Annotated in this window: 16 protein-coding genes and 1 pseudogene; 12 read left to right on the forward strand and 5 right to left on the reverse strand. The window is 59.5% G+C overall.

Annotated features, from left to right (window positions below; translation table 11 throughout):
* Positions 1–7 precede the first annotated feature (7 nt).
* Together AC07V9_RS13095 and AC07V9_RS13100 are read left to right on the forward strand one after the other, a co-directional pair.
* Complete coding sequence (locus AC07V9_RS13095) at positions 8–4,312, forward strand: RHS repeat-associated core domain-containing protein (protein ID WP_495016130.1); 4,305 nt, start codon at positions 8–10, stop codon at positions 4,310–4,312.
* A 3-nt stretch (positions 4,313–4,315) separates the two neighbouring features.
* Entirely contained in the window at positions 4,316–4,747 is a 432-nt protein-coding gene (locus AC07V9_RS13100) for a hypothetical protein (protein ID WP_495016131.1), read from the forward strand.
* 126 nt (positions 4,748–4,873) lie between these two features.
* On the opposite strand, the gene AC07V9_RS13105 is transcribed toward AC07V9_RS13100, so the two are convergent.
* Positions 4,874–5,764 (reverse strand): pseudouridine synthase, encoded by an 891-nt coding sequence (locus AC07V9_RS13105; RefSeq protein WP_495016132.1) that lies wholly within the window; start codon positions 5,762–5,764, stop codon positions 4,874–4,876.
* 468 nt (positions 5,765–6,232) lie between these two features.
* On the opposite strand from AC07V9_RS13105, the gene AC07V9_RS13110 reads away from it, so the two are divergent.
* Positions 6,233–6,499: a hypothetical protein gene (locus AC07V9_RS13110; protein ID WP_495016133.1), complete on the forward strand. Its 267-nt coding sequence runs from the start codon at positions 6,233–6,235 to the stop codon at positions 6,497–6,499.
* A gap of 55 nt (positions 6,500–6,554) precedes the next feature.
* On the opposite strand, the gene AC07V9_RS13115 is transcribed toward AC07V9_RS13110, so the two are convergent.
* From AC07V9_RS13115 to AC07V9_RS13125, 3 genes and pseudogenes are all read right to left on the reverse strand, one after another.
* Positions 6,555–6,794 (reverse strand): glutaredoxin family protein, encoded by a 240-nt coding sequence (locus AC07V9_RS13115; protein WP_495016134.1) that lies wholly within the window; start codon positions 6,792–6,794, stop codon positions 6,555–6,557.
* Positions 6,795–6,941: 147 nt separating this feature from the next.
* Positions 6,942–7,367, reverse strand: a pseudogene (locus tag AC07V9_RS13120) (acyltransferase family protein); the annotation flags it as partial.
* 127 nt (positions 7,368–7,494) lie between these two features.
* Positions 7,495–8,703 (reverse strand): ammonium transporter, encoded by a 1,209-nt coding sequence (locus AC07V9_RS13125; protein WP_495016135.1) that lies wholly within the window; start codon positions 8,701–8,703, stop codon positions 7,495–7,497.
* A gap of 358 nt (positions 8,704–9,061) precedes the next feature.
* Between AC07V9_RS13125 and AC07V9_RS13130 the strand changes: the two genes are divergently transcribed.
* From AC07V9_RS13130 to AC07V9_RS13165, 8 genes are all read left to right on the forward strand, one after another.
* Positions 9,062–9,376 carry an ElaB/YgaM/YqjD family protein gene (locus AC07V9_RS13130; RefSeq protein ID WP_495016136.1) on the forward strand — a complete coding sequence of 105 codons (315 nt, stop codon included), beginning with the start codon at positions 9,062–9,064 and terminating at the stop codon, positions 9,374–9,376.
* A gap of 5 nt (positions 9,377–9,381) precedes the next feature.
* Entirely contained in the window at positions 9,382–9,768 is a 387-nt protein-coding gene (locus AC07V9_RS13135; RefSeq protein ID WP_495016137.1) for a phage holin family protein, read from the forward strand.
* Complete coding sequence (locus tag AC07V9_RS13140) at positions 9,765–10,106, forward strand: hypothetical protein (protein ID WP_495016138.1); 342 nt, start codon at positions 9,765–9,767, stop codon at positions 10,104–10,106. Before AC07V9_RS13135 ends, AC07V9_RS13140 begins: the two co-directional genes overlap by 4 nt.
* Positions 10,107–10,228: 122 nt before the next feature.
* Positions 10,229–11,392 carry an EAL domain-containing protein gene (locus AC07V9_RS13145; protein ID WP_495016139.1) on the forward strand — a complete coding sequence of 388 codons (1,164 nt, stop codon included), beginning with the start codon at positions 10,229–10,231 and terminating at the stop codon, positions 11,390–11,392.
* Between the two features lie 84 nt (positions 11,393–11,476).
* Positions 11,477–12,808 (forward strand): deoxyguanosinetriphosphate triphosphohydrolase, encoded by a 1,332-nt coding sequence (locus tag AC07V9_RS13150; protein ID WP_495016140.1) that lies wholly within the window; start codon positions 11,477–11,479, stop codon positions 12,806–12,808.
* Between the two features lie 273 nt (positions 12,809–13,081).
* Positions 13,082–13,480, forward strand: a complete 399-nt coding sequence (locus AC07V9_RS13155) for a response regulator (protein WP_495016141.1) — start codon at positions 13,082–13,084, stop codon at positions 13,478–13,480.
* Between the two features lie 383 nt (positions 13,481–13,863).
* Positions 13,864–14,490 carry a response regulator gene (locus AC07V9_RS13160; RefSeq protein WP_495016142.1) on the forward strand — a complete coding sequence of 209 codons (627 nt, stop codon included), beginning with the start codon at positions 13,864–13,866 and terminating at the stop codon, positions 14,488–14,490.
* Between the two features lie 8 nt (positions 14,491–14,498).
* Positions 14,499–18,131 carry a transporter substrate-binding domain-containing protein gene (locus AC07V9_RS13165; protein ID WP_495016143.1) on the forward strand — a complete coding sequence of 1,211 codons (3,633 nt, stop codon included), beginning with the start codon at positions 14,499–14,501 and terminating at the stop codon, positions 18,129–18,131.
* A 92-nt stretch (positions 18,132–18,223) separates the two neighbouring features.
* Here the strand turns inward: AC07V9_RS13165 and AC07V9_RS13170 are convergent, their stop codons facing one another.
* On the reverse strand, positions 18,224–18,568 hold the full coding sequence (locus AC07V9_RS13170; protein WP_495016144.1) for a YggL 50S ribosome-binding family protein: 345 nt from the start codon (positions 18,566–18,568) through the stop codon (positions 18,224–18,226).
* Positions 18,569–18,891: 323 nt separating this feature from the next.
* Between AC07V9_RS13170 and dacB the strand changes: the two genes are divergently transcribed.
* The gene (gene dacB / locus AC07V9_RS13175) at positions 18,892–20,361 is read left to right on the forward strand and encodes a D-alanyl-D-alanine carboxypeptidase/D-alanyl-D-alanine endopeptidase (protein ID WP_495016145.1); all 1,470 of its coding nucleotides are present in this window, start codon (positions 18,892–18,894) and stop codon (positions 20,359–20,361) included.
* The last annotated feature ends 14 nt before the right edge of the window (positions 20,362–20,375 follow it).

Raw genomic sequence — 20,375 nt, forward strand, 5'->3', positions numbered from 1 at the left:
TCACGGAATGTCTGACGCCCTCTGGGCCGCTCGCCAAGGCGACGCCCTGGCCCACAACTCGATGCTGGCCGATGCCTTCGGCGGCGTACTGGCGGTCGCTGCCAGCGTGGCCGTGGGGGCTGCCGTTGGCGCGGCGATTGTCGGCGCGGCCGGCCTGACCGTTGCCACCGGTGGCCTGGGCGCCTGTCTGCTGGGCGCTGCGGTCAATGTCGCAGTGGGCGTGGGCATGAACCTCAGCGGTGCCGATGCCAGCATTGGCCAGTTCTGCGAAGACCTGGCGAACGACCTCTTTCCCCCCAGCGTTTGCGCGCATATCGACACGGGCTCCTCGAACGTCTTCATTAACGGCCTGCCAGCGGCGCGAGCGGCGGGCGCCGTGCCGCCTTCAGGCGCCGGAGGTGTCGAACTGCCCGATGACGAACCAGCGCAAGACACTTTTCTCGATATCGCCAAAGGCTTTTTCTCCGAGCTGTGGCAGCCCACCGTGGCCAGTCCTGCGCCGGGCGCTGTCCCAAAGGGGCTGGATCAAATCACCTGTGAGCGCCACGCACCCATGCCCGTGCAGTACATCGCCGAGGGTTCGGACCGGGTGTTCATCAATGGCCAGCCCGCTGTGCGCAGCGGCGATCGCAGCACCTGTGAAGCCACAGTGGTGGGCTCGGGGCAGATCTCGCCCAACGTGCGTATCGGCGGTGGTCCACAGGTGGTGCGACCGATTCGCAGCAGCAAGCCGCCCGGCGTGGGGCTGGCTGTCAATGCACTGATGATGCTCAAGGGCGGGCCCCGGCGGTTCACCAGCAACCTGCCGTGCATGCTGCTTGGCAGCGTGAATGCCTACGGCGTCAGTCAGGTCACTGACGCTTTGAGTCGGGCGATTTCGGGCTCTCCCCACCCCGTGCACGCTGCCACGGGCGCCAAGGTACTGGGTGGTGCAGAAGATCTGGACTTCGCCCTCCCCGGCGTGATGCCCATCGAATGGCAGCGCTTCTACAACAGCCGTGACACGCGCCGGCACGGGCTGTTTGGCGCTGGCTGGAGTGTGCCGTACGAAGTCTGCGTGAGTATCGCAACCGATCCGGAGGGCCGCGAGCATCTGGTCTATATCGACGAACAGGCGCGGCGCATCGACATGGGTCTGATCGCCCCCGGCAGCGCAGTGTTCAGCCCCGGTGAAGGGCTTGCGGTGCGACGGCATGAAGACGGCCGGGTGCTGATCGAGAGCGAGGACGGGCTTTACCGACTGTTTGAGGCGAGCCTGCGCGACCCCACCTTGCTGCGACTGGCCCAGATCGGCGATCGCAACGACAACCGCCTGCACCTGCTATACGACGCCTCGGAACGCCTGACCGCCTTGCACGACAACCTGAATGTGTTGCGACTGAGCCTGGTGTATTCGGCGCAATGGCCGGGTCGGGTCTCGCACATTGAACGTCTGCTGGCCGACGATACCCGCGAGTTGCTGGCGAGCTACGCCTACGATACTTGCGGCGATCTGATCGAGGTGCGCGACAGCGCAGGCAACGTCCTGCGGCGATTCTCCTACGACAGCAGCCAGCGCATGACCGAACACCAGTTGCCCAGCGGCCAGCGCTGCTTTTACGACTGGGCGCTGATCGATGGCCGCGAGTGGCGCGTCGTTGGCCATCACACCGACGACGGTGAGCGCTACCGTTTCGAGTACGATCTGGAGCAAGGCTCGACCGTTGTCAGCGACGGCCTGAGCCGACGCAGCACGCGACGCTGGAACCCACAGCATCAGATCACCGAATACAGCGACGCCCTCGGTCACACCTGGCAGTTTCACTGGAACGAAGAGCGCCAACTGCTGGGCGCCACCGCCCCTCAGGGCGGGCAATGGCGCTACACCTACGATCGTGCCGGCAACCTCGAAAGCAGCGAGGATCCGCTCGGCCAATGCGAGCTGACCCTGTGGCTTGAGCACTGGTCACTGCCCAAAACGCAAACCGATACCGCAGGCCACAGCTGGCAGTATCGCTACGACGGCCGGGGCAACTGCACCCACGCTGTCGATCCGCTGGGACGCGTCACCCGCTATGTCTATAACGACCTCGGTCAGGTCATCGAAATCACCGACCCGAGCGGCAAAAGCCGAGTGCAGCACTGGAATGCGCTGGGGCAACTGGTCGAACAAGTCGACTGCTCTGGCTATTGCACCTCGTTTACCCACGACGCGCGCGGATTCCTGCACACCATTACCGACGCGCTCGGCGAGCGCACGCTCTACCTGCACGACCGCTATGGCCGACTGCTGGGCAGCCGTACACCGGATGATCGCTTCAGCCAATACCAACGCAACCCCAGCGGACAGCTCATAACCTTTACCGACCCCACTGGCGCGACCACGCGCTACGACTATGACCGGCGCGGCCAATTGCGCCTGCGCACCGATGCGCTACGACGTCAGGTGCGGTTCAGCTACGACGCCTATGGTCGCCTGCAGACCCTGACCAATGAAAACGGTGAATGCTACCGATTCGCGTGGGACGTTGCCGATCGGCTTGTCGTGCAGCACAGTCTGGATGGCAGTCAGCGCCACTACCGGCATGACGCGCTGAACAACCCGATTCGTGTTGAACAACGCCCTGCAGCCGTTGCAGGTGAGCCACTCGAAGCTGTCATCGTTCATGAACTTGAGCGCGACGCCCTCGGGCGGCTGACGACAAAGATCACCTCGGACGGTCGCACCGAGTACCGCTACGACCCGCTCGACCAACTGATCGCCATGACCTTCACCGATCATGGCGGCAGGTCACAGCACCTCGCCTTCGCCTACGACGCCGTGGGCCAGCTGCTCAGCGAGCAGACCGCGAACGCAACCCTGCAGCATCACTACGACGAACTCGGCAATCTGATTCAAACCCAGTGCCCCGATGGCCGCTGGCTCAACCGGCTGTATTACGGCAGCGAGCACCTGCACCAGCTCAACCTCGATGGGCAGGTCATCAGCGACTTCGAGCGTGACCGCCTGCATCGCGAAGTGCTGCGTACTCAAGGCCCTATCACCACACGCACCCAATATGACCGCAGCGGCCGACTGCGCTCGCGTATTCAGCGAATCGCCGATCAGTCCTCGCCGGTCCGGGTCAAGCAATACGATTACGACCCGGCCGACAATCTGATCACTCGCCTGAGCCAGGCAGACGCGCGCACGTCACGCAACCACCTGCACTACGACGCTACCGCCCGCCTTATCGCCAGTGAGGACGAGCTCGTCCGACACACTCAAACCTTCGCCTACGACGCCGCCGCCAACCTGTTCGACACCGGGCGCATCTCATCCGGTGGCGTCAGGCACAACCAGCTGACGCACTATCAGGACAAACGCTACCGCTACGACGGCTTCGGAAGGCTGCACGAAAAACACAGCCTGAAGCACGGCACCCAACGCTTTGAATACGACGCCGAAAGCCGCCTGATCGCCGTGCACAACCCCAACGGCGACGTCATCCGCATGACCTACGACCCGCTAGGCCGGCGCATCGCCAAACGCACCTGCAACCGACACGACCAACCCATCAGCGAAACGCGCTTCACCTGGGACGGCCTGCGCCTGTTGCAGGAGGAAACACATCAACGGCAATGTCTATACATCTACGCCGACTCCAGCCACGAACCCCTCGCTCGCATAGACACCCGAGGCGAGTTCAGGACCGTTCACTATTTTCACAACCACCCCAACGGCCTGCCGGAAGAGCTAACCGATAGCGACGGCAAGCGAGTCTGGTCAGCGCACTATCAGGTATGGGGCAACACGCTGTCGGAAGAACACGACACTTCTATCGAGGCACAGAACCTGCGGTTTCAAGGCCAATACCTTGATCGCGAAACCGGACTGCACTACAACACCTTCAGGTTCTACGACCCGGACATAGGTCGCTTCACCACGCCAGACCCAATTGGATTGGCGGGTGAGTTGAACCTGTATCAGTACGCGCCGAATCCGGTTGGGTGGGTGGATCCGTGGGGGTGGAGTTGTTCGCGCACGAAACCCACTATCAATGACGGAGATTTAAAAAAGGGATGGGTACACATCGATGCACGTCATGTATCAGGTAACCATCCAAACGGTCCGGGAGATCTGTTCAGCGCTGGGACGACCAGACGGCAGTTGGAGCAAGCAGCGACCAAAGTGGTACTTAAAGGCCATCGCTTGACGCCAGACCCAAGCAGACCAATGCAGACATTTGAGAAAAAAATGATCGTCAATAGACAAAAAGATTTGGTCAGGGTGGTTGTTGATACAAAAGACAACTCCGTCATAACCATGTTTCCCGTTATCTCAGGCCATTGACTCATGAAAATAGAAATCATCCTGCGGCTCATCGACTCTCAGATCACCGGATTTGAGCTGGGTGATATTGCGCTAACACATGACCAGGTAACCATCACATCCGCTGGCCGGAAGCCATGCCAATCAATGATGATATTCATCTTCTTAAGCGACTTATTCGATTCGATTTTTGAACTTACCCAAAATAAAAGCCAGCAGGCTTTTCAGATCATCGGCACAGATTCTTCTTTCTGCTTGTCACTGAAGAAAACCGGCTCAGACATAACCATCTGGAACACAACGCAAACTCTAGTGGTACCTCTAAAGCAATTCCTGAATTGTCTCTATTCTGATGTCCGCAATTGGCTAGAGCCATTGAGACACCGAATAGATCCGGACGATGCTGGCCTGACTGGTTTATTGAACGCTCTCGACAAGTTCAAAGCTCTACTTTGAAAGTCGAGAGCCAATCATAATTCCTCACCCCACCAACCCCGGCGCAGGCCCCAATTCCCCCTCTAGATTTCAGCATCGCTTTCGCCGACAAGCCGGGCTTCTACAAGCCCTACATGAAATAGGCCACTACCACTCCAGCCTGATTCGGCTCTCGAAAAACCGCTCCTGCCCCGTCACCGGATCGATGAAATGCAGCCCCTGTGCCAGCAGCTTCAATGGCCTGGCGTAGTCATCCACAGCGTCCTTGATCACCTCGGGGTAAAACGGATCGTTGCAGATCCCCGCCCCCAGCGCGGCCATGTGTACGCGCAACTGATGCTTCTTGCCCGTGACCGGATACAGCCCGTAACGCCAAAAATCGCCATTGCATTCACACACCTCGATTCGGGTTTCGGTGTTGCTCGGCCCTTCTCCTTCCTGCATGCGAAAGAACGGCTCGCCATCAACAAGGCAACTTTCATGAACGCGGGGAAACTCCAGATCAGGCAGCGCACGGGCGATCGCTTCGTAGCGTTTGTCGATCTTGCGTGTAGGAAACAACGCCTGATACGCCGAGCGGCTTTCTTTGTTAGCCGAGAACAGCACCAATCCTGCCGTGTGGCGATCGATACGATGCAGCGGCACCAGATGGGGGTTATCGAGAGTACGGATCAGGCGACGCAACAGGGTCTGCTCGACATACTCCCCTGATGGCGTGACGGGCAGAAAATGCGGCTTGTCGGCCACGACCAGATGCTCGTCGGCATAAAGGATCTGTTCTTGCACTGGAATGGGCGTTTCGTTGGGCACTTCGCGAAAATAATGGATGCGCAGCCCTTCGCGATAGGCCAGATCCACGGCAATGGGCCGCCCCGCGCCATCGAGCACCCGACCGCGGGCGATGCGGTCAAGCCATTGCTCGCGACTAATGGCGCTGAAACGCTCGCACAGGCAGTCGAGCACGGTCAGCCAGGGGCCCGGCGGCAGATACAGTGTGCTGGCCTGGCTATGGGCGGCGATGAAAGTGGTGTCGGACATGAGTACACAAGACTGAAAACGGACACAAGAAGTGCGGCATTATCGCTCAGCGCCCGACTGCTGTGGAAACAACCTGACTCACTGATCGCTTTGATGATTCAGCGAGCGCGTGGCCCTGTTTCGGGCCTTGCACGTGTGCGCGACACTGTGTCGCACGCTTGTGCAGTACCAGTTGTCTGACATCTACATGACAGCGGTAGATGGAGAAAATGATTTGTTCTAAAATGTTTCGAAATCGGCACGCAGGCGCGAATCCGAACGCTCACGAACCCGTTTCGTGATCGCCCCCGAAAACGCCTGCAGACCTGAACTCATAAAAAGAAAGCCCGTCCTCGACGGGCTTTTTGCGTTTTCAGGGTGTGTAACACGCATGCATGCGTAACTGCCGGACATGCAATGTAGGCGCGCAAGACCCGGTTCTTGCCCTGCCCATCACAGATTTCGTCTTTCAAAACTTGAGGTAACGCCATGCTGGTTCAACTGTTTCAATGGATCAAACGCCTTTCCACCGGTAACACCACCGAGAGCGAAGAAAACTACTCCCAGTCATTCTCCGATGACGATCAAGATGTCGGTCGCTGGACCTTCATGTCAGTGTTCATCGTATTTACCCTGAGTCTGTATGTCGTGGCCGGGCTGGGTTACTTCGCCAAGGTGCACGTCTGGGACGGTATGAGCGAAGCGCAGAAAGAAGCGGTCGCCAAGGCGATGGTCGTCGACACTCAGTATCTCTGACTACCAGCACTGAGTTCCGAGACCGAGCCACACGACTGAGCCAATCCCCCAAGGCTCAGTCGCGCAAGAACATCACCACCTGCCCGGTGTCGAACGGCCAGTCCAGTTCGGCGCCGGTGTCGGTGCGTCGCAACACCGGAATGCGCAAGCTGTAGGCGTCATTCAGCGCTTCACTCTCCGCGATATCCACCAGTTCGACCATCAGGCCATGCTCTACCAAGGGCATCAGTTCGGCCTCGGCGACCTCGCACAAATGACACCCCACGGTACTGAACAGTTGGCATTCCGGCGGCATGTCTCGAACCTCCGATAACGGGTTTCGGAGTCGCCAGTTTAGGCCCGCTCCGAAAGCACCAGCAGATGCGACAGATAAACGGTGTAGGACATGTCACCAACTGCAACGAGAAAGCTCGGCATTCGAAATGCGACGTCTCCGCTCCTGAAACCACAGCTCGAACAGCAGCGACCAGGCGACCATCACCAGCAACACTTTGTCATTGGGCAACAGCAGAACGACATCAGCAAGTTGGACGAACCGTGAGTGCGGTTGACCATGCCCGGTTGCACCAGCAGCACCGTCAGGGTGAGGAAGTAGTACAACCAATAGGTGGGATAAATCCGCGAAACGCGATTGATAAAGCAAGCGCTTGGACTCAGCGACTTTCTGAAAACGACCACGGCTGACAATGACCATCACGAAGTCACTGATGATGAAGAACAGATCGACACCCAGCTGAAAGAAATCCAGCAGCGACGGCAGCAGAATGTCGCCGCCCGAATACTTGTGCTCCACGGCGGTCATGTGGAAAAGAACGACGCCCAGCACTGCAACGCCCCTCAAGTCTTGGAGGGAATAAATACGTTCCATCGAAGACTCCTACTGCAGACGCGCCGGGTAAGGCGTGACAAATCAGGAAAGTCGAGAGGCGTGCCGCCAGCCAGCGGCCATGCCTGCCCTTTCGCGGGTAAGCATAGCCAAGCATGGGCATCGTGCTTCAGTCGTGACTGACCGCGCCGATCTTGTGAATCGACAGGTCCGCGCCGTAATACTCCTGCTCCTGATTGAGGCGCAGGCCCAGGCACAGCTTGACCGCGCCATACACAAGGAAGCCGCCTGCCAGGGCGGTCAGGACACCCAGAGCGCTGCCGATCAATTGACTGATCAGACTGACGCCGCCGATGCCACCAAAAAACGTCTGCCCGAAAATGCCACAGGCAATGCCGCCCCAGACGCCACACAGACCGTGCAATGGCCACACGCCGAGCACATCGTCGATCTTCCAGCGCACTTGCGCTGCGGTGAAACACCAGACGAACAAGGCGCCTGCCACCACGCCCGTCAGCAGAGCGCCCACCGGGTGCATCACATCGGAACCGGCGCACACCGCCACCAGCCCGGCCAACGGGCCGTTGTGCAGGAAGCCTGGGTCGTTGCGGCCGACGATCAACGCGGCGACCGTGCCGCCCACCATCGCCATCAACGAGTTGACCGCCACCAGCCCGCTCACGCTATCCAGCGTCTGCGCGCTCATGACGTTGAAGCCGAACCAGCCGACAATCAGAATCCACGAGCCCAACGCAAGAAACGGAATGCTCGACGGCGGATAGGCCACCAGCTTGCCGTCGCGATAACGGCCGTTGCGCGCACCCAATAAGGTCACCGCTGCCAGTGCCAGCCAACCGCCCATGGCGTGCACCACGACAGAGCCTGCAAAGTCATGAAAGCTTGCGCCGAAAGTCTTCAGCAACCAGGCCTGCAGGCCGAAATTGCCATTCCAGGCCATCCCTTCGAAAAACGGATAAACGAAGGCCACGATCAGCACCGTCGCGCACAGCTGCGGGGCGAATTTCGCCCGCTCGGCAATGCCACCAGAGATAATAGCGGGGATCGCTGCCGCGAAGGTCAATAGAAAGAAGAACTTCACCAGCCCATAACCATGGTCGGCAGCCAGCACGCTGGCGGGCTGCAGGAAGCTCACACCGTAGGCGATCCAGTAGCCGATGAAGAAATAGGCGATGGTCGACACGGCGAAATCGCTGAGGATTTTCGACAAGGCGTTGACCTGGTTTTTCTGGCGGACCGTGCCGACTTCCAGAAACGCAAAACCGGCATGCATGGCCAGAACCATGACAGTATCGATCAGGATAAACAGGGTATTGGAGCTATGGACCAGGGTGTCCACGGCACTTTGCACATTTTCCATTGAGAGGCAGGCCTGCAAGTGATGAAAAGCACCAAAGCGGGACAAGCCCTTCTCCGCCTCTCGCAAACAGCACCAAATCGGCGCAAGGCAAGGCTTGCGCGAACCGCATTGGCGCACGCTGGCTGGCAGAAAAGCTGAACGCTAAGGCGTTTTTCTCGGTTTTATGGTTTTAGGTCAAGGTCTCGGCACATTTGCCGATCAGCGCGCTCCGCTTTGGCGCGCGTCGCCTCCCTGGCGCACCATCGCAAAGCAAAAGCTGTACCAGCCTCCTTCGACACGCAACTTGAGGCAATTGGAATGAACCTTCGTTTATAGGCCATACTCGAACCCCATAATTGCCACCCCAACGGAGAACACCATGGCCCGCCCGACAGCAGAGAAAGCCCAGGACATTTTGATGGCAGACTTCCAGACACTGGTCGCCGATACGGAAAAGCTGCTCGCGCACACCGCCTCTTTGGCTGGCAATCAGGCGGACGAACTGCGCGATCAGATCAACGAAAGCCTGTTGCGCGCCCGTGAAACCCTCGCTCTCGCTGAAGCGGCCCTGCGTGAGCGCAGCAAGGAGGCGGTTGTCGCCACCGAAGAATACGTGCAGAACAACCCTTGGCAGTCCGTCGGCATTGCCGCTGGTGCGGGCTTCCTGCTGGGTCTGCTGGCCACTCGGCGTTAATGGTCATGACCTCAGAAACGGGTCCATCCGGGACCGACCATACCGCCTCGCCCCGCCGCCTGGGCGCAGCGTTTCTGGGACTGCTGCACAGTCATGTCGAGCTGTTCGGCATCGAGTTGCAGGAACAGAAAGCCCGCACAGTCAGCCTCCTACTCTTCGCCGGGCTCGCGCTGGTCTTTGCGTTGCTGCTGCTCATCGGCCTATCGGCTCTGTTGCTGATTCTGGTGTGGGACAGCTACCGCCTGACCGGCATTATCGGCCTGTGCGCTTTCTATACACTGGCTGCACTGTTCTGCGCGATGCGCCTGCGCTCGGCGATCTTCGATGAATCATCGCCGTTCCATTCCACGCTGGAAGAACTGGCCAATGACCGCGAGCGACTGATGCCATGAGCCATCCCGATTCGCCCCAAACCCATAACCGCCGAGAACTGCGCAAGGCGCTGATCCGTCTACGCATGGAAATGCACCGTCAGGAAATCCGTCGTGAATCCGCCCAGTTGCTGCGCCCCCTGCATCGCATGCGCGGCATGGCCCATGACCTGCCCGGCTCGCTGGGCATCAAGCATGCGCCATTGTGGGGAGTCGGTATCGTCTCCCTGCTGGGCTTTCTGACCGGCAAAGGCGCGCGCAGCAAGCGCACCGGCAGCGTCACGCGCCTCGTCAAATTCAGCGCCAGTGTCCTGCCAATCATCCGCCTGATCCTGCAGACATCCGGCCGACGTCGCTGAAGCTGGCCATCTGGCTGCATTCTTGCAAACAAACCTGACCCGCCCCTGACTCAATGTTCACCTTGAGCCGGGGGCGGCGTTTTTTTGCCTGACAACAAAGCCAATCACTTTAAGGAGTCCATGTGATCGATGGGCAACCGCTAGCTTGCTTTCAGCCGTTCATCGATACCGCCACCGGCCGTATTGCAGGCGTAGAAGCCCTGGGACGCCTGCGTCAGGAGGATGGGCGCCTGCTATCCGTCGGTCCTGTGTTTGCCGACCCGAAACGCCCCGCCGTCGAATTACGCCGACTGGATCGACAGGTTCGTGCCGACGCGTTGAGTCGCTTGCATGAGGCGCCGAGCGACTGGTTTTTGAGTCTGAACATTTCACCGCGCTGGATCAGCCGCCTGCGACCGGGCCAGCCATTGCCCAGTCTCAAACAGCTGCAGCAGCACGCCATTGCCCCTCAGCGAATCGTCTACGAAATCACCGAACTGGGCGGCGACAGTCAGCGTCTGAGCGACGTCGTGGCGCGCTACCGTGAGGCCGGCGCTCGCATCGCCATCGACGACTTCGGCGCCGGTTATTCGCAACTCGACCGGGTGCTGGCGTTACAGCCTGACATCCTCAAGCTCGATATGCGCCTGTTCCAGGCCGCCGCCCGCGGTGGGCCCAGCAGCGACGTGGTCAAGGCGCTGGCGCAGATGGCCGAGAAGACCGGCTGCTGGATCATCGCCGAAGGCGTGGAAACCGAAGCCGAACTGCATTTCGCGCTCGAATGCGGTTCGCGTTACGTGCAGGGCTTTCTCTTCGCCCAGGCCGAAGAGAATTTTTTCGCTACCGACGCTTTCGTCGAACGCTTCGCCCAACTGCGCGACCGCTATGTCATGCAGAAAGTCGAGGAGCGCGAGCGGCTGATGAACCTGCGCAAACAGCTCAGTCAGCTGATGCATCGCCTGCAGGGCTGGGCCGAGGGCGAGGCGCCGCTGAGCGACTTGCCCCAGGTGCAGGAATTCCCGTGGCTGCTGCGGTTCTATCAGTGCGATCGACATGGCACGCAGCTCACACCGAACCTTGAATGGCGCAACGGCGCCTGGCTGGCCGACACCCGCTACATGGGCCACAACTGGTCGTGGCGCCCCTACTTCTATCACCTGCTGGCCGAGGGCTGGCACGAGCGACGCCTTACCCTGTCCAACACCTACCGCGACGCCACGAGCAACCAGTACTGCCTGACCGCAGGGCAGTTTTTTGATAATGGCAAACGTCTTCTGCTGATTGACGTCGACGCCGCCGGCTTTTGAATGGCGCCCAACACCATCTTCTGCTTGCAGCCCAAGAGGCGAAACGGGAAGCTAGGCCGGTAATCACCCGATGGAGTACCGGCCTTGGATTGGCAAACCCTGCTCACCCGCGAGCGCCTCGGCAAGACCCTGCACAGCCCTGAAGAACTCGGACGCAGCCCGTTTCACAAGGACCACGACCGGATCATCTTTTCGGGCGCCTTCCGTCGTCTGGGACGCAAGACTCAAGTTCACCCGGTCACCAGCAACGATCACATCCACACCCGCTTGACCCACTCGCTGGAAGTCAGCTGCGTGGGCCGCTCGCTGGGCATGCGCGTCGGCGAAACCCTGCGTAACGCCCTGCCCGACTGGTGCGAACCGAGCGATCTGGGGATGGTCGTGCAGTCGGCATGTCTGGCCCACGACATCGGCAACCCGCCGTTCGGCCACTCCGGCGAAGACGCGATCCGCAACTGGTTCAAGCAGGCCGCCGGGCGTGGCTGGCTCGATGCGATGAGCGAAGTCGAACGCAACGACTTCCTCAATTTCGAGGGCAACGCGCAAGGCTTTCGCGTGCTGACCCAGCTGGAGTACCACCAGTTCGAAGGCGGCACACGCCTGACGTACGCCACACTGGGCACCTACCTCAAATACCCGTGGACCGCGCAACACGCGGATTCACTGGGCTACAAGAAACACAAGTTTGGCTGCTACCAGAGCGAGCTGCCGATCCTCGAACAGATCGCCCACAAGCTCGGTTTGCCGCAGATTGAAGACCAGCGCTGGGCGCGGCACCCGCTGGTGTACCTGATGGAGGCCGCCGACGACATCTGCTACGCGCTGATCGACCTCGAAGACGGCCTGGAGATGGAGCTGCTCAACTACCCGGAAGTGGAGTCGCTGCTGCTGGGCCTGGTGGGTGACGATCTGCCGGAAACCTATCGCCAACTCGGCCCGAACGACTCCCGCAGACGCAAATTGGCCATCCTGCGCGGCAAGGCCATCGAGCACCTGACCAACGCCGCCGCCCGTGCCTTCGTCGAACAGCAGGACGCTCTGCTGGCCGGCACGCTGCAGGGTGACCTTGTCGAGCACATGCATGGCCCGGCCAAACGCTGCGTGCTCAATGCCAAGGACATGGCCCGCAAGAAGATCTTCCAGGACAAGCGCAAGACCCTGCACGAAATCGGTGCCTACACCACGCTGGAAATCCTGCTCAACGCGTTCTGTGGCGCGGCATTGGAGCAATATGGGGGGCACACGCCGTCTTTCAAGAGCCGGCGCATCCTCGACCTGCTGGGTAACAACGCACCGGACCCGCGTTGGCCGCTGCACACCTCGTTTCTGCGGGTCATCGATTTCATCGCTGGCATGACCGACAGCTATGCCAGCGAAATGGCTCGGGAGATGACTGGCCGATCCAGCCCTGCCTGACGTTTTGCCACTGAAAGAAAAGCCCGGAACACTGCTGCAAATCGGGCTTTTCTTTTTGTGACTTCAGGAAAAGAAAAAGATCTTCGGAAAAATCCTACACCGCTCACGGAGCTGTCCTATCGCTCCGCTTCTGACCTCTACCGAATAATCCGCCAGCCCCGATAGCGGCGACGCTTTTCCTTACCAGTCCGCATCGCCTCATCCACCTCTGTCGAGCGCCCGCTTTCAAGCCAGCGCCCCGATCAGCCCCCACCGCTACGCCTGGAAACTCCGATGCCCAAAGACAATCTTCGAATTCTGCTGGTAGAGGATCACCCATTTCAGCTCATCGCGCTGCAGATCCTTCTCAACAACCACGGCCTGTACCGGGTGACCCCTGCCCTCAATGCCGACGAGGCACTTGCCGCTCTGGAACGCAGCACCGAGCCCTACGACCTGCTGCTCTGCGATCAGCGTCTGCCGGACATGAACGGCATCGAACTGGTGGAAATCGCCACCCGCCGCCACCTCATTCGCCACGCGGTACTGCTCAGCGGTCTGGAACACGCGCAATTGGCCGACATCGAATGCCAGGCACTGGAAAGAGGCGTTCCATTACGGGGCTGCCTGATCAAGCCATTGAATACGCTTGAACTATTACAGCTTATTTCATTCACACCACGTGACCGTTAAGCTGTCGGCGACATCTCACCCAAACTTGTCGAACTGACTTGAGCCATTATCGAGACCTTTCCAGGGTCAAGCATGCCTTGAAGAAAAGCAGAATGATCTGCATCAAAAACAGGGCACATTTATTCGTGTAGCCTCGGCCTGACATCAACGTAGGATTATTCCCAATAGAAATAAACATGCTTTTTCTGATAGCGTTTTTGCTATTCAGAAGTATCGATTTTTTTCTAAACATTTATCAACACATTGAGCACTTACGTACGGCAATACGCTAATTTTTGTAGGACCTTTCCTATATATAGTGATCGCCCCGTTCTGTTCATGCGCGTCTTCGAGCATCTGAGATAAGGTGCGCGCTTTCCTTGCTGCCTGTTATGGATTGAATTATGAACTCTGTTTTTATCATCGATGATCACCCCGTCATTCGCCTCGCCATCCGCATGCTGCTGGAAAACGAAAATTACGAGATTGTCGGCGAGACCGACAACGGCGTGGACGCGATGCAAATGGTCCGCGAATGCATGCCGGACCTGATCATTCTCGACATCAGCATTCCCAAACTCGATGGCCTTGAGGTATTGGCGCGTTTCAACGCAATGAACCTGCCGTCGAAAATCCTGGTACTCACCGCCCAGGCGCCAAGTTTGTTTGCCATTCGTTGCATGCAATCGGGCGCGGCAGGTTATGTCTGCAAGCAGGAAGACCTCAGCGAACTTGTCAGCTCGGTAAAAGCCGTTCTCTCCGGCTACAATTACTTTCCGAGCCAGGCCCTTGGCGTATCGGCAGCCCAGGGCAGCGATCCCAACGAACTGGAGCGTTTCAAGCTGGTCAATGATCGCGAATTGATGGTCCTTCAGTTATTTGCCCAGGGTCGTACAAACAAGGAAATTGCCAAGGGCATGTTTCTCAGCAACAAGACCGTCAGCACTTACAAAACACGTTTAATGCACAAACTCAAAGCCAGAACTCTGGTAGAACTTATCGAGATGGCAAAACGCAACTCCCTAGTGTGAGAAAAAGGATGTCAAAGGGGTTAACGGAATACTGGATAGCGGCCGTCTTTTTCTGCCTGAGCTTGAATCTTCAGGCCGATCCCGTCGCGGCCGAGCGCTATACCTTACTGAGCCGCTCCAATCCGACGCACATGGAGGTGGCGCTGGATCGCGCGCAGTGGCAGTGGGTACGCAACAAGCGCGAATTGATCCTGGGCACCTCCGCACCGGATTACCCCCCGTTCGACATGACCCTTACCGGTCATGACTATGAAGGCTTCACGGCCGACTACATCGGCATCGTTGCCAAGGCGCTGGACCTGCCCGTCAGGGTGCTGCGCTTCGAAACCCGTGACCAGGCCATCGATGCCCTGCGCGACGGCGAGATCGACCTGCTGGGCAGCGCTAACGGCTATGAAGCATTCGACCAGAACCTCAAACTGTCGTCCCCCTATGCCGTCGATCAACCCGTGCTGGTCACGCGCACGGGAGAAACGCGAGGCCTGACCGACGGCCTCAACGGCCTGCGTCTGAGCATGGTCTATCACTACCTTCCGCCCGACGACATCAGCGCGCTGTATCCCAAGGCGCGCCTGCAGACCTTCCCTTCGTTCCAGAGCGCGATCAACGCGGTTGCGTTCAATCAGGCCGATGTGTTTCTGGGAGATGCGATCTCCACCCATTACGTGATCAGCAAGGGCTATCTGAACAATGTGCAGATGGCCAACTTCGGCAAACACGAACCCAACGGGTTCAGCTTTGCCGTCAAAGCTGACAACACCACCTTGCTGGAGGTGGTCAATCTGGTCCTCAAGGGCATTCCCATCGAGGAGCGCATGGCCATTTCCAAACGCTGGGGCGCGGGAGCAGACATGCTGCTCACCGACCAGAAGCTGCAGCTGACCCAGCGTGAGGAGCGCTGGATCGCCCAACATCCGACAGTTCGGGTGGTCATCAACGATGCCTACACTCCCCTGACGTTCTTCGACGCCAGCGGCAACTTTCGCGGCGTGACAGCCGACCTGCTGGACCTGATCAGGTTGCGCACCGGGTTGCGCTTCGAGGTCAGCCACGCCCCCAGCATGACCGACATGATGAGCCGGCTCAGTCAGGGGCAGGCTGATCTGATCGGCGCCATGGTGCCCAGCGACGAGCGTGAAAACCGCTTCAGTTTCAGTCGGCCCTACATGGAAAACGCCTTCGTGCTGGTGACGCGCAAGGAGTTCTCCAGCCCTTCCAATCTGGATCAGCTGGAGGGCAAGCGCGTCGCCATTACGCTGGGCAGCCCGATCCTGGAGTACCTGCAGCAGAACCATCCGCGCATCTACCCCATCGAAGTCGACAATCCGGTGCAGGCGCTTGACCTGCTGGCCCACGGCCGGGTCGAAGGCGCGATCACGTCGCTGTTCAGCGCCAATTACTTCATTTCTTCCCGGGCGCTGCAGGACTCCCTGCAAATGCGCGTCACCGTGGGACGCGACCCTGCCCGCATCGCCATGGCCACGTCGCGCAATGCCACCGAGCTCAGCGGCATCATCGACAAGGCGCTGTCGAGCATCGCCCCGGAGGACCTTGCGGTCATCAACAATCGCTGGCGCACCTACATGCCCACCATTCGCGGTGCGTGGCAGGACTATCAGTTGTTGGTGTATCAGATCATCGTCGGTGCCGGTTTGCTGTTGTTGGGCTCGCTGGCCTGGAATGCCTGGATGCGTCGCCAGATCAAGCAACGCGAACGGGCCGAGCGGGCGTTGAGTGATCAATTCGAATTCATGAGCGCGCTGGTCAACGGCACGCCGCATCCGATTTACGTGCGCGACCGTCAAGGCCTGTTGCAGATGTGCAACGACAGTTACCTCACGGCGTTTTCGGCGCAGCGCGAAGAGGTGATCGGCAAGTCGATTCTCGACGGTGTGCTCAGTGACCCCCAGGAGGCCCGGCAATACGTCGAGGATTACCAGCAGGTCATGGCCGATGGCACCCCCCAGATTCTCGATCGCTCACTGCACATCGGCGAACAGTCTCTGACCATCTACCACTGGATCCTGCCTTTTCGCGATTCGCTGGGCAAAGTCCAGGGCATCATCGGCGGCTGGATCGATATCAGCGAACGGCGCCAGCTGATCGAAGAGCTGCAATCTGCCAAACAGCAGGCCGACGATGCCAACCGCGCCAAGAGCACCTTCCTGGCAACCATGAGCCACGAAATCCGCACGCCCATGAACGCCGTCATCGGCATGCTCGAACTGGCCCTCAAACGTGCGGATCAAGGCCACCTGGATCGCCCTGCCATTGAGGTCGCCTACAGCTCGGCCAAGGATCTGCTGGAGCTGATCGGGGACATTCTTGACATCGCCCGAATCGAGTCCGGGCGCCTCACGCTGAGCCCCGAGCGGGCCAACCTGCGTCAGCTGGTCGAGTCGGTGGTGCGTGTTTTCGACGGTCTTGCCCGGCAGAAAGGCCTGATGCTGCAGCTGGATCTGGACAGCCGGATTCACCTGGATGTGCTGATCGATCCGCTGCGCTTCAAGCAGATCCTGTCCAATCTGATCAGCAACGCGATCAAATTTACCCAGCGTGGGCAGGTTCGCATCAGCCTGCAGGCCGAAGACGCCGTCAACGAGCAACAGCTGCGCCTGCACGTGATCATTCAGGACAGCGGCATCGGCATCTCCCCTGCCGATCAGGCGAGGCTGTTCGCGCCCTTTGCCCAGGCCGACAACAGCGGGCAACTGGCCAGAACCGGTGCCGGGCTGGGCCTGGTCATCTGCCGCAGCCTGTGCGAAATGATGGGCGGTACGCTGACGCTGGACAGCGAACCCGGCCAGGGCACTCGCGTGCATATGGTCTTCGACCTGACCTCTCTGGACCCGGTGGCGAGCCTTCCCGCGATACAGGACGATACCGATCAGCTCAAGGGAACGCTGGACATCCTGGTGGTCGACGATCACCCCGCCAATCGCCTGCTGTTATGTCAGCAACTGGGGTTTCTCGGCCATCGCTGCGATGTCGCCGAGCAGGGAGTCGAGGGGCTTGAACACTGGCTGAACCGCCATTTCGATCTGGTGATCGTCGACTGCAACATGCCTGTCATGAACGGCTACGACCTCACCCGGGCCATCCGCGCTCACGAACTCGAACGCGGGCAGGCCCCCTGCACGGTATTGGGCTTCACCGCCAATGCGCAGCCCGAAGAAATCCTGCGCTGTCGGGAAGCGGGCATGGACGACTGCCTGTTCAAACCCATCAGCCTCACGGCCCTCAACGACAGGCTGTCGCAGATCACTGTCAGCACACCCGAACGAGCGCCCGAGACAGCACCTACGCCCTTCGAGATGGACAGCATTCTGGCCCTTACCGGGGACAGGCCGCAGATGATCGAACACCTGATCACACAATTGATCACCAGTTGCCGGGACGATGCCCGGGAGCTTGGCGAGGTGATCGAACGGGGAAGCCGGCAGGACATTCGCGACATTGCCCACAAGATCAAGGGCGCTGCGCGGATCATCAGCGCCAACGAGGTCATCGACCTGTGCTCTCTGCTCGAGCACGGCTGTGAGGAGGATGCGCCTGAGGCTGTCATCGCCGAGCACGGGCAATCGTTGAAGACCGCTCTTCTCACCCTGGAACACGCGTTACTGCGTAACCGGCACCCGTGAACGCTGTCGGCCCGATCGCTGCAAAAGCCAGCCACAAAAAAAGGGAAGCAGATTCACGATCTGCTTCCCTTTTCGGGTCAACCGGTCTGCACTCAGGCAGTCGGGTTGATCGGCTTTTCCGGGTACCAGGCGTCCATCAGCGGGCTGACTTCAACCTTGGTCACTTCGCTGCGGGCTTTCAACCAGCCCTCAACGATAGAGCGCTGCTCTTCGGTCACCGAGCCACGCTCGGCCAGGCAGACCAGGCCGTAGTCATCACCACCAACGTAATCCAGACCGTTGGCGTCCATGGCCTCTTCCAGGAAAGCGTCGAGGAAAGCATCAATCGCCGCGTCGTCCAAGTCTTCCTTGAACTCCAGGTTCAATTCGAAACCCAGCTCCTGGAATTCGTCCACACACAGTTTTTTGCGCAGACGGCGGGAACGGTTAGTCGCCATGGAAACAATCCTCAAAAGTAAATATCGGGCGGCACTCTACCAGTTTGGGAGCCTAAAAGCCCGAAAAGCGCGCCCTCAGCCGACGACTCCAGACAGAAAATCGCGTTTTCCCGTGACAATACGGCGTCATCTGAAAAAAATAGCGACTTTTGACGGCGGTTCCCCGGCGCAAGTCACCAAAGCTTGGGGCATAATGCCGCACTGTCGATGGGCTATACATTCATCTCAAGGGACGAGACTTTTGAGTCCCGGTTGTTTTTTCAGGTCATGAGGGAATTCATCCCCTCTTTTTCTCCCCCTCGTTTGCAGTAGGGTTTTATTGAATGATCAAGTCTTTGCGTCCGCTGTTTCTCGCCACCCTGCTTCTGCCGATTTCATTGTCCGTCTCCGCCGCACCGATCAACACCGCGCTGCCTCCCAAGGTTCAGGAGGCGCTCAAGGCCAGCAAGCTCGACGGCAATGCGCTGTCGCTGGTTTTGCTGCCGCTGACAGGTCCAGGCACCCCCACCGTTTACAACGCTGACGTCTCGGTCAACCCGGCGTCGACCATGAAACTGGTCACCACCTACGCCTCTCTGGAAATGCTCGGCCCGACCCACCAGTGGAAAACCGAGTTCTACACCGACGGCACCCTGAGCAATGGCGTGCTGCGCGGCAATCTCTACCTCAAGGGTGGCGGCGATCCGAAGCTGAACATGGAAAAACTCTGGCTGCTGATGCGCGACCTGCGGGCCAATGGCGTGCAGCAGATCACCGGTGATCTGGTGCTCGATCGCAGCCACTTCGTCCAGCCTCAGTTGCCAGTGTTCGATGACGACGGCAATGACAAGAACAAGCCGTTCCTGGTCCGCCCTGATTCGCTGATGGTCAACCTCAAGGCCCTGCGTTTCGTGACCCGCAACGACGGCGGCAAGATTCTGGTGTCGGTGGAGCCGCCAATCGCGGCCATTCACATCAATAATCAGGTCAAGGCACTGTCGTCGAACAAGTGCACGGGTGACGTGCTGTACAACCCGGTGCCTGACGCCGATGGCGGCATCACGGTCACGGTGTCCGGTCAGTTGGGCGATGGCTGTAACTCGCAGACCTACCTGTCACTGCTTGACCACCCGACCTACACCGCAGGCGCCGTTCGCGCCATCTGGCAGGAACTGGGCGGCACCATTCTCGGTAAAGATCGTCTGGACGTCGTGCCGGGCAGCGCCAAGCTGCTGGCCAAGGCCTACTCGCCGGACCTGGCGGAGATCATCCGCGACATCAACAAATTCAGTAACAACACCATGGCCCAGCAGTTGTTCCTGAGCCTGGGTTCGGAGTTCCGCAACGAAGCCGACGGCGACGATGCCAAGGCTGCGCAGCGGGTGATTCGTCAGTGGCTGGCGAAAAAGGGCATCACCGCACCGCATCTGGTGATGGAGAACGGCTCCGGGTTGTCTCGCGCCGAACGCGTCAGTGCGCGTGAAATGGCGCAGATGCTTCAGGCCGCGTGGAACAGCCCGTATCAGGCCGAGTTCATGAGCTCGCTGCCGCTGGCCGGCATGGACGGCACCATGCGCAAACGCCTGAAACGCACCGCGCTGCGTGGCGAGGCGCACATCAAGACTGGCACGCTGAATACCGTGCGCGCCATCGCCGGTTTCAGCCGCGACAGCAACGGCAACACCTGGGTGGTGGTGGCGATTCTCAACGATTCCCGTCCGTGGGGCGCGTCGTCTATCCTCGATGAGGTGCTGGTGAGCATGTTCAATCAGCCGAAGCTGGCCAACACCACCATCTCCCTGCAACAGCAATAACCTGCCACGCAATG

Source organism: Pseudomonas sp. GW821-FHT02A11 (assembly GCF_059421985.1).